General features: G+C 59.0%; 16 protein-coding genes and 1 pseudogene. 13 read left to right on the forward strand and 4 right to left on the reverse strand.

The window, feature by feature from the left end; translation table 11 throughout:
• Positions 1–63: 63 nt before the first annotated feature.
• Complete coding sequence (locus Q0677_RS08690; RefSeq protein ID WP_298908510.1) at positions 64–1,203, reverse strand: glycosyltransferase; 1,140 nt, start codon at positions 1,201–1,203, stop codon at positions 64–66.
• Positions 1,204–1,402: 199 nt separating this feature from the next.
• Between Q0677_RS08690 and Q0677_RS08695 the strand changes: the two genes are divergently transcribed.
• The 13 genes and pseudogenes from Q0677_RS08695 (at position 1,403) to Q0677_RS08755 (ending at position 14,035) form a co-directional block, all read left to right on the forward strand.
• Entirely contained in the window at positions 1,403–2,014 is a 612-nt protein-coding gene (locus Q0677_RS08695) for a sugar transferase (protein ID WP_298908513.1), read from the forward strand.
• A gap of 37 nt (positions 2,015–2,051) precedes the next feature.
• Positions 2,052–3,215, forward strand: a complete 1,164-nt coding sequence (locus tag Q0677_RS08700) for a DegT/DnrJ/EryC1/StrS family aminotransferase (protein ID WP_298908515.1) — start codon at positions 2,052–2,054, stop codon at positions 3,213–3,215.
• An 11-nt stretch (positions 3,216–3,226) separates the two neighbouring features.
• On the forward strand, positions 3,227–4,042 hold the full coding sequence (locus Q0677_RS08705) for a metallophosphoesterase family protein (protein ID WP_298908517.1): 816 nt from the start codon (positions 3,227–3,229) through the stop codon (positions 4,040–4,042).
• A gap of 168 nt (positions 4,043–4,210) precedes the next feature.
• The gene (locus tag Q0677_RS08710; protein WP_298908520.1) at positions 4,211–5,419 is read left to right on the forward strand and encodes an aminopeptidase P family protein; all 1,209 of its coding nucleotides are present in this window, start codon (positions 4,211–4,213) and stop codon (positions 5,417–5,419) included.
• 357 nt (positions 5,420–5,776) lie between these two features.
• Positions 5,777–6,877, forward strand: coding sequence for an ABC transporter ATP-binding protein (locus Q0677_RS08715; protein ID WP_298908522.1), 1,101 nt, complete (start codon positions 5,777–5,779; stop codon positions 6,875–6,877).
• 117 nt (positions 6,878–6,994) lie between these two features.
• Positions 6,995–8,101, forward strand: coding sequence for an extracellular solute-binding protein (locus Q0677_RS08720; protein ID WP_298908527.1), 1,107 nt, complete (start codon positions 6,995–6,997; stop codon positions 8,099–8,101).
• Between the two features lie 113 nt (positions 8,102–8,214).
• Complete coding sequence (locus Q0677_RS08725) at positions 8,215–9,489, forward strand: ABC transporter permease (RefSeq protein WP_298908530.1); 1,275 nt, start codon at positions 8,215–8,217, stop codon at positions 9,487–9,489.
• A gap of 11 nt (positions 9,490–9,500) precedes the next feature.
• Positions 9,501–10,346 (forward strand): annotated as a pseudogene (locus Q0677_RS08730) (ABC transporter permease); the annotation flags it as partial.
• A gap of 237 nt (positions 10,347–10,583) precedes the next feature.
• Complete coding sequence (locus tag Q0677_RS08735; protein WP_133489617.1) at positions 10,584–11,216, forward strand: ATP-dependent Clp protease proteolytic subunit; 633 nt, start codon at positions 10,584–10,586, stop codon at positions 11,214–11,216.
• 134 nt (positions 11,217–11,350) lie between these two features.
• Positions 11,351–12,619 (forward strand): ATP-dependent Clp protease ATP-binding subunit ClpX, encoded by a 1,269-nt coding sequence (clpX, locus tag Q0677_RS08740; RefSeq protein WP_298908535.1) that lies wholly within the window; start codon positions 11,351–11,353, stop codon positions 12,617–12,619.
• Positions 12,620–12,803: 184 nt separating this feature from the next.
• Entirely contained in the window at positions 12,804–13,175 is a 372-nt protein-coding gene (locus Q0677_RS08745) for an NADH:ubiquinone oxidoreductase subunit NDUFA12 (protein WP_282182856.1), read from the forward strand.
• Positions 13,176–13,220: 45 nt separating this feature from the next.
• A complete protein-coding gene (locus tag Q0677_RS08750; RefSeq protein ID WP_298908540.1) occupies positions 13,221–13,679 on the forward strand; it encodes an outer membrane lipid asymmetry maintenance protein MlaD in 459 nt (152 codons plus the stop codon).
• Positions 13,676–14,035 carry a DUF2155 domain-containing protein gene (locus Q0677_RS08755; protein WP_298908543.1) on the forward strand — a complete coding sequence of 120 codons (360 nt, stop codon included), beginning with the start codon at positions 13,676–13,678 and terminating at the stop codon, positions 14,033–14,035. Before Q0677_RS08750 ends, Q0677_RS08755 begins: the two co-directional genes overlap by 4 nt.
• Here Q0677_RS08755 and aat read toward each other — a convergent pair.
• Genes aat through accB form a run of 3 tightly spaced genes read right to left on the reverse strand, consistent with a single transcriptional unit; the run spans position 13,999 to position 16,525 of the window.
• Positions 13,999–14,613 carry a leucyl/phenylalanyl-tRNA--protein transferase gene (gene aat, locus Q0677_RS08760; protein WP_298908546.1) on the reverse strand — a complete coding sequence of 205 codons (615 nt, stop codon included), beginning with the start codon at positions 14,611–14,613 and terminating at the stop codon, positions 13,999–14,001. The genes Q0677_RS08755 and aat overlap by 37 nt on opposite strands.
• Positions 14,614–14,655: 42 nt before the next feature.
• The gene (gene accC, locus Q0677_RS08765) at positions 14,656–16,008 is read right to left on the reverse strand and encodes an acetyl-CoA carboxylase biotin carboxylase subunit (protein ID WP_298908549.1); all 1,353 of its coding nucleotides are present in this window, start codon (positions 16,006–16,008) and stop codon (positions 14,656–14,658) included.
• Between the two features lie 10 nt (positions 16,009–16,018).
• Positions 16,019–16,525 carry an acetyl-CoA carboxylase biotin carboxyl carrier protein gene (accB, locus tag Q0677_RS08770; RefSeq protein WP_133489623.1) on the reverse strand — a complete coding sequence of 169 codons (507 nt, stop codon included), beginning with the start codon at positions 16,523–16,525 and terminating at the stop codon, positions 16,019–16,021.
• Positions 16,526–16,548 lie beyond the last annotated feature (23 nt).

The following is a 16,548-nucleotide window of genomic DNA, read 5'->3' on the forward strand; positions in this document are numbered from 1 at the left end:
AACAGCCCCTTCCCAAGTTTCCCCCGTGGGAAGGGATGTCGTTCTTAAATTGGTTCTCTGTGCTTAAATCTTCACAGAGAGTGCGCGCCTATAGGCCGCGTAATGACGGTCGACATAAATGCTTGTCGAAAAATTCTTTGTCACGCGTTCCCGCGCGAGTTTCCCCAAGGTTGCCCTAGCCACAGGGCCTTCGTCAATGAGTTCTGCAACCGCAAGTGCTTGTTTTTCAGGCTGAGCAGGCGGAACAACGCGCCCTGTATCGCCCACAAGTATGGCGCAATCGCCCACATCTGTGACCACGCAGGGGACCTCGGCGGCCATGGCTTCGGACACGGCTAGGGGGAACGCCTCGCCCCAGGCCGAGGATAACAGGAAGATGTCAAAACCGGGCACGATGCGGTGAATGTCGGGGCGCGTTTCGATGATGCTGACCCGATCCGAGATGCCCAGATCCTGTGCCGTTTGCTCGGCCAAACTGCCCCGATGCCCTTCGCCCACCAGTACCGCATGTACGTCATGGCCCATCTTCGCCAGCTGCGCCGTGGCCTTGACCATGGCAACGTGATCTTTCATCGGATGATTGCGTGCGACGTTTCCGATGACCAGACGACCTTCGGGAATGCCTGCGATTTCGGACAGGCGGGTGCGGGCGTCCGGGTCTGGCTTGAACACCTCGGTGTCGACGGCATTTGCAATCAGCTCGACCCGGTCAGGACAGAACCCGATGGCCTCGTGTTGCTGTTGTGAGATGCCCGAGCAATAGGTGATCAGCTCGATCTTGCGCGACAATACGGCCATCGCGCGGACAGCAATTCGGGTCGAGCGTTTCTCGTTCTGGATATCTTGCAGCGAATGGTGCACGGCCCAGACTTGTGCGGCCCGCTGGCGCTTGGGCAGCAATTTCAGCCCGGCCCACGCCGCAAGACAGCCGTGGTACATCCAACCATGCACCACATCTGGGCTGGCATCGCGCAGCATGCGCCGCAGACGCCACAGCGCACCCAAAGTGATCCGTCCCGGACTTAGCCCAAGATCTGCGACCTCAATCCCCAAGTCTTCGATCTGCGACGCGACCGAACCCGGGGGAACCAACGATATCACGGAATGCGACTGCGCATCATCCTTCAAAGCAGATAAATATCTTTGCAACATAATTTGTGCGCCGCCGACATCCGTGGTTGTGACGACATGAATAACTTTCATGGGGCAAGCTTGCATGGAATCTGAATGTCTGGCAAGCTTCATCCATTATGTATGTGCATGTTGGGGCGGGATTTTCTGGCTCAAAGCTGATTTGAAGGCGCGCCGGGAATAGTCTTCCGACATTGATGCGGCCTCGGCGCTTCGGGGTGTTCTGACAACTTTCTCTGCCTGTTTCAGGCCCTTGTTTGATGGATGCATTATGAATCGATTGCTCGAGATTCTGATCTGCTTGTGCATGTTGGTGATTGCCGTTCCCCTGTGCGCGGTAACCTTTCTGATTGTCGCAACGACATTGGGTCGTCCTGTAATGTTTCGCCAAACGCGGGCAGGTAAGGGAGGCGTGCCCTTTGATCTGGTCAAGTTTCGAACCCTCACCGATGAACGTGATGACAACGGAGACTGGTTGCCCGATGAGGATCGCCTGACACCCGCCGGACATTTTCTGCGTCGTTCACGCTTTGACGAACTGCCCCAACTGTTCATCATATTGGCCGGTCGTATGGCGCTGGTTGGGCCGCGCCCGCTCTGGCCGGAGACCATTGATGATTTCGGAGCCGACGGCATTACTCGGGGTCACGTCCGGCCGGGGTTGACCGGTTGGTCTCAGGTCAGCGGGGCCACTTTGCTCAATAATGACGAAAAGTTGAAACTGGACCTTTGGTATGTCGCACATCGTTCGACGGCCCTGGACCTTCAAATTATGATTGAAACCGTCGGTGTTGTTCTGTCGGGCGAGCATCGCCGAGAGGACCGAATTGAAGCAGCAGAGCGCTGGAGTGCGACACCGGAGGACGAGCGGGTGCACGCATGAAGAGTGCGTCGCCAAATGTCAATTGAGGGGGCGCCGAATGTCCAACTGGCCCGTATTCGATGAAGAACAGATCGCTGCCGTGACCGAGGTTTTGCGCTCGGGCAAAGTGAACGCGTGGACCGGCCCAGATGTGTGGGCTTTTGAGGAAGAGTTTGCCGAGTGGTTCGGCGTCCCCCACGCGATTGCGATGGCAAACGGTACCGTCACGCTGGATGCGGCGCTGCATGTGTTGGGCGTGTCCGAGGGCGACGAGGTCATCGTGACGCCACGCAGCTTCATCGCTTCGGCGAGCTCGGTATCCCTGAAAGGCGGTGTGCCGGTTTTCGCGGATGTCGACCCAGACAGCCAGAACATCACGGCTGAGACCATCGCCCCCCTGATCACGCCCCGCACCAAGGGGATCATCCCCGTGCATCTGGGCGGCTGGCCCTGCGATATGCCCGCGATCATGGATCTGGCAAAGGCGCATGATCTGTGGGTGATCGAGGATTGCGCGCAGGCGCATGGCGCGATGATCGGGGATCAGCATGTGGGTGGCTTTGGAACCTTTGGGTCGTTTTCGTTCTGCCAAGACAAGATCATGACGACAGGCGGCGAGGGCGGCATGCTGACCACCACCGACCGTGATCTCTGGTCCAAAGCGTGGAGCTTCAAGGATCACGGCAAAGACTATGATGTGGTGTTCAACACCGAGCACCCTCCGGGCTTTCGGTGGCTGCATGGGGCTGGTCCGGGTACGAACCTGCGCATGACCGGGCCGTCCGCCGCCATCGGGCGGGTACAGTTGAAGCGGTTGGCTGATTGGCGCACACATCGCACGGCGAACGCGGGCATACTGGCGCAGGCGCTGTCAGGGTTGGAGGCGATCCGACTGCCGAACGTTCCGGATGATCTGACCCATGCCTATTACCGGTTCTATGCCTTTGTGCGCCCAGATGCGTTGAAAAACGACTGGAGCCGCGACCGTATCATCGCCGAGGTCTCGGGGGCTGGGTTCCCGATCTTCTCGGGCAGTTGTTCCGAGATCTATCGCGAAGGCACTTTCACGCGCTATGGTTTGGGACCAGACGCGCCGCTTCCGGTGGCGCGGGATTTGGGCGACACCAGCCTGTGTTTCTTGGTGGATCCGACTTGGGCCACAGAGCGCACGCAGGCGCTGGGTGACTGTTTGCAAACGGTGATTGGTAACGCGACACGGTAAGAAAGAGCGGAATGGGAACGTTTCTAAACAACCTGTTTCAAAAGTTCGGGGGCGGTGCCGCGTTTGACGCGCCGCTAGCCCCGGATCAGCCTTTTTTGGTGATTGGGGATATCCACGGGCAGCTTGAAGCGCTCGACGCCACATTGGACCGCATCGCAGATGACCCGAAGCATGCCGATCTGCCCCTTGTCTTCGTCGGGGACTACATGGATCGCGGCCCGCAAAGCGCAGGGGTGCTGAAACGGTTGATGGGGCTTCAGGTCTCGGACCCGCGCGACGTCTATTGTTTGCGCGGCAATCACGAGCAGCTTTTGCTGAACTTTCTCGATAACCCGCCAATGAACGCGCCCGTCTGGTTCGCCAATGGCGGGCTTGCCACGTTGAACAGTTTTGGCATTCGTGCCACGAAGCTGGACATGCGTGGGGACCGCGTTCTGATGGTGCGTGAGCGGTTGAAGATGGAGATGGGGGACGAGGCATTGGGCTTTCTGCGATCTCTGCCCAACCTGTGGCAAACCGGAAATGTTGCGGTGGTGCATGCGGGGGCGGACCCGGGGAGGCCTCTGCCGGATCAAGAGGACGACGTGCTGATCTGGGGCCACGCCGATTTCAGGACGCGGCCGCGGGCCGATGGGGTCTGGGTGGTGCATGGCCACACGATTGTGCCCAATGTGATGGTCCGTCAGGGACGCATCTCGGTCGATACCGGAGCCTTTCAGACAGGCGCGCTGCCTGCGGTCTCGGTGTCTGCAGGTGGCATTCGCGTTTTGGGGCAGGGGGGCAGTCAGCAGATCTGGCCTGACCGGGACATGCAAGACGCCAGTTGACAGAATCCACTTTCACGGCCACAACTTCCCCATCCGCAGCGATGGCGTCGCTGCCCTGTGTGCCACATGCACACCGGTCCGGAGATCAACTGCCCTGGACGCCGGGGAGTTTGGTTGGCCGGGCATATCCCATTCACGTCCCGGCCTCGGAAGATGGAGAGATGTGATATGTCACGCCCTCAGTATTTTGTTTGTGAAAACGGTGAAAAAGCCCCGCTGCCCTTCTCGGACGCGGAATATGAACGCCGCCTGGCCGGTCTGCGCAAGATCATGGCCGCCCGTGGTGTCGAAGCGGTTGTGTTCAGTTCGATGCACAATATCGCCTATTACTCGGGCTTTCTGTACTGCGCCTTCGGCCGTCCCTACGCGTTGGTAGTGACAGCGGATCGCTCGACCACGGTGTCGGCCAACATCGACGCAGGTCAGCCGTGGCGCCGCTGCTATGGCGACAACGTCATTTACACCGATTGGGAGCGCAACAACTATTGGCGCGCGGTGAAGAACCTTGTGGGCAACGCCAAGTCGATCGGGATCGAAGGCGACCACATGACTTTGGCGCAGCGTGGTCTGGCCGAAGAGTTCCTGTCGGACAGCACCTTTACCGACATTGCCGGTGACACGATGCAAGCCCGCATGATCAAGTCGGCCGAGGAAATCGCGCTGATCCGCGAAGGCGCGCGCATTGCGGATGTCGGCGGGGCCGCCATTCACGACGCGATACGCGTCGGTGCCCGCGAGATTGATATCGCTATGGCCGGTCGGGACGCGATGGAGTTGGAGATCTCGCGCGCACATCCCGACAGCGAAATCCGCGATAGCTGGGTTTGGTTCCAGTCGGGCATCAACACCGACGGTGCCCATAACCCGGTCACCACGCGCAAGTTGGAAGATGGCGATATCCTGTCGCTGAACACCTTCCCGATGATCTCGGGCTACTACACCGCGTTGGAACGGACCCTGTTCGTAGGTGAACCGGATGCAGAAAGCCTGCGCATCTGGGAGGCCAACGTCGCCGCGCACGAGCTGGGGATCAGCCTGATCAAGCCGGGCGCGACCTGCTCGGGCATCACGGCCGAGATCAACAAGTTTTTTGAGGCCGAAGGCCTGCTGCAGTATCGCTCGTTCGGCTACGGTCACTCGTTTGGCGTGTTGTCGCACTACTATGGCCGCGAGGCTGGGCTGGAGCTGCGCGAGGACATTGATACCGTGCTGGAACCCGGCATGGTTGTGTCGATGGAGCCGATGCTGTTCCTGCCGGAAGGCACAGCAGGTGCTGGCGGTTATCGTGAACATGATATTCTGGTGGTCGGAGAGGACGGTGCCGAGAACATCACCGGCTTCCCCTATGGCCCGGGTCATAACATCATTTCGCGATAGGAACTGATTCTGGCGTAAAATTGCCCCGAAGGGTCGCGAGAGTGTCATCCTGAAGGTGTGATTTACTCAGAGTAAAGAGAGAAACCCGGGCGGCAGAACAGTTGCAAGCGTAGATTTGCCCCTGTCGCCCGGTCACCAATCAACGGCTTTCCCCAAGGTCAGAAAACGGCAGGGTGAAGCGTTTATAAAAAGAGGTTTGGCGCGAACTGACAGTTAAGCTTTGGTGTGTAATGCACGCGCAGAAAAGCACAAATAATTGTCAGACAGTGGGAATTCAGTCGAATTGACTGTTGATATCGCTCATTTCTTCGTGTTGGCTGGTGCAAGATAAAAAAGAACATAGACCAGGGGGGTCACTTGGCTGAAGCTGTTACCGACGACGGATTTGTCGTCTTCGATCGTGTCCAAAAAAGCTACGACGGGGAAACACTGGTTGTTAAAGACCTGAACCTGTCGATCGCAAAGGGCGAGTTTCTTACCATGCTTGGGCCGTCTGGCTCTGGTAAAACCACCTGCTTGATGATGCTGGCCGGTTTCGAGACTGCAACCCACGGTGATATTCGCCTGGGTGGTCAACCGATCAACAACATCCCGCCGCATAAGCGCGGTATTGGCATGGTGTTCCAGAACTATGCGCTGTTCCCGCACATGACGATTGCCGAGAACTTGGCCTTCCCGCTGGAAGTCCGGAAGATGGGCAAATCCGAGCGTGAAGAGAAAATCAAGCGTGCACTGGACATGGTGGAAATGGGGGCCTTTGGTGGCCGTCGTCCGTCGCAATTGTCCGGTGGTCAGCAGCAGCGTGTGGCGCTTGCTCGCGCACTGGTGTTCGAGCCCGAACTGGTTCTGATGGATGAACCGCTGGGCGCGCTGGACAAGCAACTGCGTGAAAAGATGCAGTTCGAAATCACAGATCTGGCACATAATCTGGGTATTACAACGGTCTACGTGACCCACGACCAGACCGAAGCCTTGACCATGTCGGATAACGTCGCCGTGTTTGACGATGGCCGCATTCAGCAGCTGGCGCCGCCAGATCTTCTGTATGAAAAGCCGGAAAACAGCTTCGTTGCGCAGTTCATCGGCGAAAACAACACCCTTGAAGGCGTTGTGACCGAGATCTCGGGCGATACCTGTGTGGTCCGTCTGGATGACGGGGAAGAGCTGGACGCCACCCCGATCAACGTCTCGAAAGTGGGCGAGCGCACGAAGGTGTCGATCCGCCCCGAACGTGTTGAGTACAACAAAGAACGCCTGCAGGAAGGTGCCCATACGCTGAAAGCCGAAGTGCTTGAATTCATCTATATGGGCGACATTTTCCGCACCCGCCTGCGCGTTGCTGGCAATGATGAGTTCATTATCAAGACCCGTAACGCACCGGACGTCGAGCGCCTGAAGCCGGGCCAGCAGATCGAGATCGGCTGGTTGCCGCAGGATTGCCGCGCGCTGGACGCATAAACAGAATTGCTGCGGGGGCGTGGCAACACGGCCCCGGGGCATCTAGCCAGGGAACTGCCATGCAGCCCGTCATGCAGTTCCGACTAATCAAACGGGATAACTAGGGAGAATTAGAGTATGAAACTTGCGAAGATGTTTATGGCCACCTCGGCCCTGACGCTTGCCGGTAACGTGGCAACCGCCGAGGATATGGCCAACGAACTGACGCTGGTGTCCTGGGGTGGTGCCTATCAGGCCAGCCAGGTGAAGGCCTATGTCGAACCGTATCTGGAGATGCACCCCGAGGTTAAAGTGACCTGGGACGAAAGCTCGGCAGAAGCTGTGGCTAAACTGCGTGCCATGAACGAAGCCGGCAACGTCACCTGGGACCTGGTCGACGCCGTTGCGTCGGACTCGATGCGTCTGTGTGACGAAGGTCTGGCAGAAGAGCTGAACCACGACGAAGATCTGGCCGCTGCCCCCGATGGCACCTCGGCGTCGGACGACTTCGGCGACCTGCTGGTATCGGATTGCTTCGTACCGCAGATCGTGTACTCGACCACCTTCGGCTACCGCAAAGACCTGGTTGGCGACACCAAGCCTGACAGCGTTTGCGCCATCTTCGATTTGGACACCTGGCCGGGCAAACGTGCTCTGCAGAAGCGTCCGATCGACAACGTAGAATGGGCTCTGTACTGCGACGGCGTAGCCAAGGACGAGATCTATGACGTTCTGGGTGAAGACGGCGGCATGGAGCGCGCTCTGGCCAAGCTGGACACCATCAAAGACCAGGTTGTCTGGTGGACTGCTGGTGCAGAAACCCCGCAGCTGCTGGCTGACGGCGAAGTTGTCTTCGGTTCGACCTTCAACGGTCGTCTGTTCTCGGCCATCGCCGAGCAGAACCAGCCGATCGAAATGCTGTGGGACATGCAGTCGTTTGACCTTGACGGTTGGGTTGTACCCGCTGGCCTGCCGGCAGACCGCAAAGCCCGCGTCATGGACTTCCTGAAGTTCGCAACCGACACCCAGCGTCTGGCTGATCAGGCTGCCTACATCTCGTACGGCCCGGCCCGTGCATCGTCGGCACCGCTGGTTGGTAAGCACGCCGAACTGGGCATCGACATGGCGCCGCACATGCCGACCGACCCGGCAAACTCGGGCAACGTTCACGTGTATGACTACGAATGGTGGGCAGATAACCGTGACGATCTGAACGCAAAATTCGAAGCTTGGCTGGCCAAGTAATTTGAATACGAAGGGGGCCTTCGGGCCTCCTTCATCCCCTATTTTATCTATCTGATTTGTTTGTCAATTTAGCTGACTGAAACCAAGAAACGGCAACAGCCGACAGGGAAGATATGAGCGATACAACTGATACCGGCGGCCCGGTTCTGGCCGCAGATGGAACGCCGCTGAAGCGCAGTCTTGCGCGGGCGCTCCGCCGACAGAAAATGCGAGCGCTGCTGCTGATTGCACCATTGTTGCTGTTCATTCTGATCAGTTTCATCCTGCCGGTTGCCGATATGCTGTATCGCTCGGTCAAGAACGGGATCGTGGCCGAGACGCTGCCGCGCACCGTTGTTGCGATCGCGGATTGGGATGCGGATTCAGGAGAATTGCCAAGCGAGGCCGTCTATGCGGCCATGGCAGCCGACCTGAAAGAGGCCGCCGCCGCCAAGACCCACACCAAGGTCGGTACGCGCCTGAACTATGAGAACCCGGGGATTTCTTCGCTGTTCCGCAAGACCGGTCGCAAGGCCAAGAAGTTCGACATCGAGGGCGTCGCCTCGTGGAAAGACGAGCTGATCGACATCAACAAAGACTGGGGTGACATCGATAACTGGCGCACCATCCAGACGTATTCGCCGCGTGTCACTTCGGGATACTTCCTGAACGCTGTGGATATGCGCGTCGGGACGGACGGGGCAGAACTGCGTCCCGAGGCCGAGCGGATCTATATGAACCTGTTGGGCCGGACGCTATGGATGTCGCTGGCGATTACCGTCTGCTGTATCCTGCTGGCCTATCCGGTTGCGTGGATCCTTGCGAACCTGCCAATGCGTCAGGCGAATATCTTGATGATCCTTGTGCTGTTGCCCTTCTGGACCTCTCTTCTGGTGCGGACCTCGGCATGGAAAATCCTGCTGCAGCAACAGGGCGTGATCAATGACATTCTTGTCTGGGTCGGCCTTGTGGATGACAGCGCGCGATTGGTGATCATCAACAACCAGTTCGGTACCATCGTGGCGATGACCCACATCCTGCTGCCGTTCATGATCCTGCCAATGTATTCGGTGATGCAGACCATTCCGCCTAGCTACCTGCGGGCTGCGAAAAGCCTTGGCGCAACCGATTGGACCGCGTTCTGGAGGGTGTACTTCCCGCAGACCGTCCCGGGCATCGGCGCAGGTTCGATCCTCGTGTTCATCCTGGCGATCGGTTACTACATTACACCGGCTCTGGTCGGGGGTACGAAAGGCACGTTCATCTCGAACCAGATTGCCTTCCACATCTCAAGCTCGTTGAACTGGGGTCTGGCCTCGGCACTGGGCGCAATCCTTCTGGCGGTCGTTCTGGTCCTGTACTGGGCGTATGACAAAATCGTCGGCATTGACAACGTGAAGCTGGGGTAACGGACATGGCACTTCCTCCATATGCAACCACCGGCCAGCGGGTCTGGCACTATACCTTCCGCGTGATCTGTGGACTGATCTTCTTCTTCCTGATCGCTCCCATCGTCGTGGTGATCCCGCTTAGCTTCAACTCGCAGGATTTCTTTACCTTCACGAAAGAGATGCTGAGCTTCGATCCGGCAGGGTATTCGCTGAAGCACTATCGTGACTTCTTCTCGAACCCGGATTGGCAGGACGCCCTGTGGAACTCGGTCAAGATCGCACCGGCCGCCACGATTTTGTCCGTGTCGCTGGGCACTTTGGCCGCCATCGGTCTAAGCCAGCCGCACGTGCCTGCACGCCGCGCCATCATGGCCACGCTGATCTCGCCAATGATCGTTCCGTTGATTATCTCGGCGGCTGGGATGTACTTCTTCTATTCCCGCATCGGTCTGGCCGGCACCTACTGGGGCGTTGTTCTGGCGCACGCGGCACTGGGCATCCCCTTCGTGATCATCACCGTGACCGCAACGCTGGTGGGCTTCGACCGCTCGCTGACCCGTGCAGCGGCCAACATGGGCGCGGATCCGGTAACCACCTTCTTCCGCGTGCAGATGCCGCTGATCCTGCCGGGCGTGATCTCGGGTGCGTTGTTTGCCTTCATCACCTCGTTCGACGAAGTTGTTGTGGTGATCTTCGTGGGCTCGGCCAAGCAGCAGACGCTGCCATGGCAGATGTTCACCGGCCTGCGCGAGCAGATCAGCCCGACCATTCTGGCGGTTGCTACGATCCTGGTCGCCATCTCGATCGCGCTGCTGACCACGGTTGAACTTCTGCGCCGCCGCTCGGAGCGCCTGCGCGGGATGTCCCCGGGCTGATCGCAGCGGAAAAACTGAAAAAGATCAGGCGCCTTTCTGGCGCCTTTTCTTTTGCAAATTGTTGTCGTGACGGCGCCTAGCAAAGGAATTTATTAACCGTTTTCCGGCAACTCTGTCCGAAATGTGTGACGGAGTGCGCAGCCGGATTGCTTCGGCCCCTTGCAGCCCCCCAAACACAGGACTAGGTTGGCATCAGGTGCCCAGAACGGGCTTTGGCGCGAAGAGAAAGCAGGCGACATGCACGATCCGATTGATACCTATATGAACACCCTTGTCCCGATGGTGGTCGAGCAGACCTCGCGCGGGGAACGGGCCTATGACATTTTCTCGCGCCTGTTGAAGGAACGGATTATTTTCCTGTCCGGCCCGGTGCATGACGGCATGTCCAGCCTGATCGTGGCGCAGCTTCTGCACCTCGAGGCTGAGAACCCGAACAAAGAGATTTCGATGTATATCAACTCGCCCGGTGGCGTGGTGACCTCGGGCCTGTCGATCTATGACACGATGCAGTACATCAAACCCAAAGTGTCGACCTTGGTGATCGGTCAAGCCGCGTCGATGGGCTCGCTGCTGCTGGCGGCTGGTGAAAGCGGTATGCGCTTCTCACTGCCCAATTCGCGCATCATGGTGCACCAGCCTTCGGGCGGCTATCAGGGGCAGGCGACGGATATCATGATCCACGCACAGGAAACCCAGAAGCTGAAGGACCGCCTGAACGGGATCTATGTGAAGCACACGGGTCAGAAGATGGAAGCCGTGGTTGACGCGCTGGAGCGTGACAACTTCATGGACCCCGAGGCCGCCAAAGACTGGGGTCTGATCGACGAGATCGTCGAGAACCGTGCCAAAGGCGACGACGCCGAGGCCTGATCTTGAAAGGCCCTACACGGGCCTTTCAAAAAGCTGATTGTGAATACCCTGACCCTGGCCTAAGCTGGTGGAAGGGGCAAAGACCGCCCGGAAGGGCTTAACGGGGTCGGTATCCGGCCTAATGGGACTGGACTATGGCGAATAATTCCTCTGGTGACAGCAAGAACACGCTCTACTGCTCGTTCTGCGGCAAAAGCCAGCACGAGGTGCGCAAGCTGATTGCGGGGCCGACGGTGTTTATCTGTGATGAATGCGTCGAGCTGTGCATGGACATCATCCGTGAAGAAACCAAGTCGTCGGGGCTGAAGTCATCCGAAGGTGTGCCGACACCTTCCGAGATCTGCCAAGTTCTGGACGATTATGTGATCGGGCAGGGGCATGCGAAGCGCGTGCTGTCTGTGGCCGTGCACAACCACTATAAGCGTCTGAACCATGCCGCCGCCAATGGCGACGAAATTGAGCTGGCGAAATCCAACATCATGCTGATCGGCCCGACGGGCTGCGGTAAGACGCTGCTGGCCCAAACGCTCGCGCGCATTCTGGACGTGCCCTTTACCATGGCCGACGCCACCACGCTGACCGAAGCCGGTTACGTGGGCGAGGACGTGGAAAACATCATTCTGAAGCTGCTGCAGGCGTCGGAATACAACGTCGAGCGCGCACAGCGCGGCATCGTTTATATCGACGAGGTCGACAAGATTACCCGCAAGTCGGACAACCCCTCGATCACCCGCGACGTGTCGGGCGAGGGTGTGCAGCAAGCGCTCTTGAAGATCATGGAAGGCACCGTTGCCTCGGTTCCGCCGCAAGGTGGCCGCAAGCACCCGCAGCAGGAATTCCTGCAAGTGGACACCACGAACATTCTGTTCATCTGTGGTGGCGCGTTCGCGGGTCTGGACAAGATCATCGCACAGCGCGGCAAGGGCTCGGCGATGGGCTTTGGTGCTGACGTGCGCGAAAATGACGACCGTGGCGTGGGCGAGCTGTTCAAAGAGCTTGAGCCCGAGGATCTGCTGAAATTCGGTCTGATTCCGGAATTCGTTGGCCGTCTGCCGGTGATTGCAACGCTGGAAGACCTGGACGCGGATGCGCTGGTCACCATTCTGACCGCACCGAAAAACGCTTTGGTTAAGCAGTACCAGCGCCTGTTCGAACTGGAAGATGCGCAGCTGACCTTCACGGAAGACGCGCTGAAAGCCATCGCGAAACGCGCCATTGAACGCAAGACCGGTGCACGCGGGCTGCGCTCGATCATGGAAGACATCCTGCTGGACACGATGTTCGACCTGCCGGGGCTTGAGAACGTGGACGAAGTGGTCGTGAATGACGAGGCGGTGACCTCGGACGCGAAGCCGTTGATCATCTATGCGGACACCGCGAAGGAAGAAGTGACCGCCAGCTAAGCGCGTAAACTGATTCCCAAAATCATTACAAAGCCATCGCCCCACGCGGTGGCTTTTCCTTTTCTGGCCCGCCTGCATGCGAAACTGGCCTCAAATCGCGCATGGAACGTGGATTGGCAGGCAAAGCTCTGGACCTTCGCACCAGCTTGGGCCATATCAAGTGTAAGAAATTTCGGAGATCGACATGCGGCTTCTTTCGCTTCTGACATGGTACCACAGTGAGACGATCGGAACCTGGCTGTTCACCCGCCGTAAAGGCGTGAAAGTCGGGCAGGATGATCAAGGCAACGTCTTCTATCGCAACCAAGACGACAGCCGCCGCTGGGTGATCTATAACGGCGAGCCAGAGGCAAGCCGCGTCAGCCCTGAATGGCATGGCTGGCTGCACCACACGTTCGACAACTGCCCGGAAGACAAGCCGCTGGCCCATAAGGACTGGGAAAAGCCGCATCAGGATAACCTGACCGGCACGGCGATGGCCTATGCGCCTGTTGGGTCCTTGCGTCAGGCCGCTCCGGCCGAGCGTAGCGACTATGAAGCTTGGCAGCCCGAGTAATACGCACAATCTGTCGATCAGCCCCCGGAACGAGGGAATTTTCGCATGAGTGATAGCCATACAACTGAAGTCGTGACCGGCAGCATCGTGCTGGCGGTCGCCGTTGGGTTCTTCCTGTATGCCGGCCAGATTGTGGGCCTGTCCGGGTCGGGGACGACGGATTCCTATTCGGCTTCTTTCCGCTCGGCGGATGGTATCTCGATCGGGACGGATGTGCGACTGGGTGGCGTTAAGGTTGGCACCGTGACCGATATCACGTTGAACCCTGACACGTTCCGTGCAGACGCGGATTTCACCGTTTTGTCGGATGTGGCGTTGCCGGAAGATACCGCCGCCATCATCTCGTCCGAGGGCCTTTTGGGCGGCAATTTCGTCGAGCTTCTGCCCGGCGGATCGCCCTTCAATTTGGAGCCGGGCGCCGAGATTGAAGACACCCAAGGCTCGGTTAGCCTTGTGCAACTGCTTTTGAAGTTTGTGGCCGGTAGCGAGGATAGCGCCGAGTGATCCGCGCAGCTGTCATCCTGTCCACCGCTCTGTTCGCGGCCAGCACGGCTTGGGCCGAAACCGCCAAGGCGTCGGGTGCCCTGCTGCGTGGATTGGACAAGGTGTCGGGTACGCCCGTGGACTTCAAGATGAATGTGGGTGACACGGTCGAACTTGGCCGTCTGCGCGTCACTTTGGGCGAATGCCGCTATCCCACCGACAACCCCTCGGGCGACGCTTTTGCGTGGCTTGTCGTGCGCGATGGCAATGCAGAAGAGACCACGTTCGAAGGCTGGATGATCGCCTCCTCGCCCGCGCTGAATGCCTTGGATCACCCGCGCTATGACGTCTGGGTGTTGCGCTGCGTCACCGAATAAGCGTCGGGCAGGGGGCGACGTGCCAGGTCGGCCTCACCCTCCAGCGCAGTTCTCAACAGCTGATGATAGGCCGCGCGCGGGATCTCGACCGCGCCCAAACTGGCCAGATGCGGGGTCAGGAATTGCGTGTCGAACAGCGTGAAGCCGCAGGCCCGTAGGTGGGTCACCAGATAGGCTAGTGCAATCTTTGAGGCATCCCGACGGCGCGAGAACATGCTTTCCCCAAAGAACGCCCTGCCCAGCGTAACCCCATAGACGCCGCCGATCAGATCGCCGCCCTCCCACAGCTCAAGCGAATGGGCGTGGCCCATCCGGTGCAACTGCTCATACAGCGCGAAAATCGTATCGTTGATCCAGGTTTCGTCCCGGTCAGCACATCCTGCAACAGTCCCAGCAAAATCCCGGTTCAGTGTGACCTGATAAGGCGTGCGGCGGATCGTGCGGGCAAGGCTGCGCGAGATGTGAAAACTGTCCAACGGAAAGATCCCGCGAAGTTTTGGGTCGACCCAGAAGATTTCGGGATCATCGCGCCCTTCAGCCATGGGAAAGACGCCCATGGCATAGGCTTTCAAAAGCAACTCAGCGGTGAGAGGTGGAGGGGTTGGGGGGGCCAATGGCCCTTACCCCATGTTTTCGTCCAACCAGCGTTCCAGCCAGTGGATATTATAGTCACCCGAATGGATGTCGGCCTCGGCCAGCAGCATGTCGAACAGCGGAACCGTGGTTTCGATCCCGTCGATGATCAGCTCACCCAAAGCGCGGCTTAGACGCGCCAGAGCTTCAGGCCGGTCGCGGCCATGCACGATCAGCTTGCCGATCAGGCTGTCATAATAGGGCGGGATCGAATAGCCGTCATAGAGTGCGCTATCCATCCGTACACCCAGACCGCCGGGGGCGTGATACTGAGTGATCTTGCCCGGGCTGGGGGTGAAGTTCGGCAGACGCTCGGCGTTCAGACGTACCTCGATCGCGTGGCCGTTCACCACTAGATCCGACTGGGCAAAGGACAGCTTGTTGCCTTCCGCCACAAGGATCTGTTCGCGGACCAGATCAACGTCGAAGATGTATTCTGTGACCGGGTGTTCCACCTGCAGACGGGTGTTCATTTCGATGAAATAGAACTCGCCATCTTCATAGAGGAATTCGATCGTACCCGCGCCGGAATAGCCCATCTCGGCCACGGCGTTGGCGCAGATTGTACCAATCTTTTCACGCTCTTCCGGGCTGATCGAGGGGCCGGGGGCTTCCTCGAACACCTTCTGGTGACGACGCTGCAGCGAGCAGTCACGTTCCGCCAGATGCACGCCGCCGCCTTGGCCGTCGCCAAAGACCTGCACTTCGATGTGACGCGGCTTTTGGAGGTATTTCTCCATATAGACTTCGTCATTGCCGAAGGCGGCTTTCGCTTCCGAGCGCGCGGTCGAGAACGCGGTGTCGATGTCGGCTTCGGTCTCGGCCACTTTCATGCCGCGCCCGCCACCACCTGCGGTGGCTTTGATGATGACCGGATAGCCCATCTCGGCCGCGGTTTTGCGCGCGGTTTCGATGTCGGGCACACCACCGTCCGAGCCCGGAACAACCGGAATGCCCAGCTTGATCGCGGTGTCTTTCGCGGTGATCTTGTCGCCCATCATGCGGATGTGCTCGGCCGAGGGGCCGATGAAGGTGATCTCGTGATCTTCCAGCGCCTGCACGAAGGTCGCGTTTTCCGACAGGAAGCCGTAACCGGGGTGCACAGCTTGTGCGCCGGTGATTTCGCAAGCGGCGATGATCGCAGGGATCGACAGATAGCTGTCGGCGCCGGCGTTGGGGCCGATACAGACGCTTTCATCTGCCATACGCACATGCATCGCGTCCACGTCAGCGGTCGAATGCACGGCAACGGTTTTGATGCCCATCTCGCGGGCAGCTCTGATCACGCGCAGCGCAATCTCGCCCCGGTTGGCAATCAGGATTTTATCGAATTGGGCCATGATCCGCCCCTTATTCGATGATCATCAGCGGCGCGCCAAATTCGACCGGCGAGCCATCTTCGACCAGAATACGGGTCACCTTACCTGCGCGCGGGGCCGGGATCTGGTTCATGGTCTTCATGGCTTCCACGATCAGCAGGGTCTGGCCTTCGGACACGGTGTCGCCCACGTTGACGAAGGACGGGCTGCCGGGCTCGGCCTGAAGGTAGGCGGTGCCGACCATCGGCGAGGGAACGGCGCCGGGGTGGCTTGCCGGATCGTCCGAAGCCGCGGCCGGAGCGTCTGCAGCGGGTGCGGCTGCCGGGGCGGCAGCGGCGGCTACGGGTGCAGGGGCCGCAGCGGCAACGGGGGCTGCGATCTGCTGTACAACCTCTTTCGCGCGGCTGACGCGCACGTTCAGGCTGTCGTTTTCGCCATAGTCGCGCATGACTTCCAGCTCGGTCAGGTCGTTTTCCTGAAGCAGTTTCGCCAGCGCTTCGATGAATGCCACATCGGTTTCGTGATTTTTCTTGGCCATAGGTCCTCGCCCTAGATTGTCTG

Source organism: uncultured Aliiroseovarius sp. (assembly GCF_947492455.1).
GTDB lineage: Bacteria > Pseudomonadota > Alphaproteobacteria > Rhodobacterales > Rhodobacteraceae > Aliiroseovarius.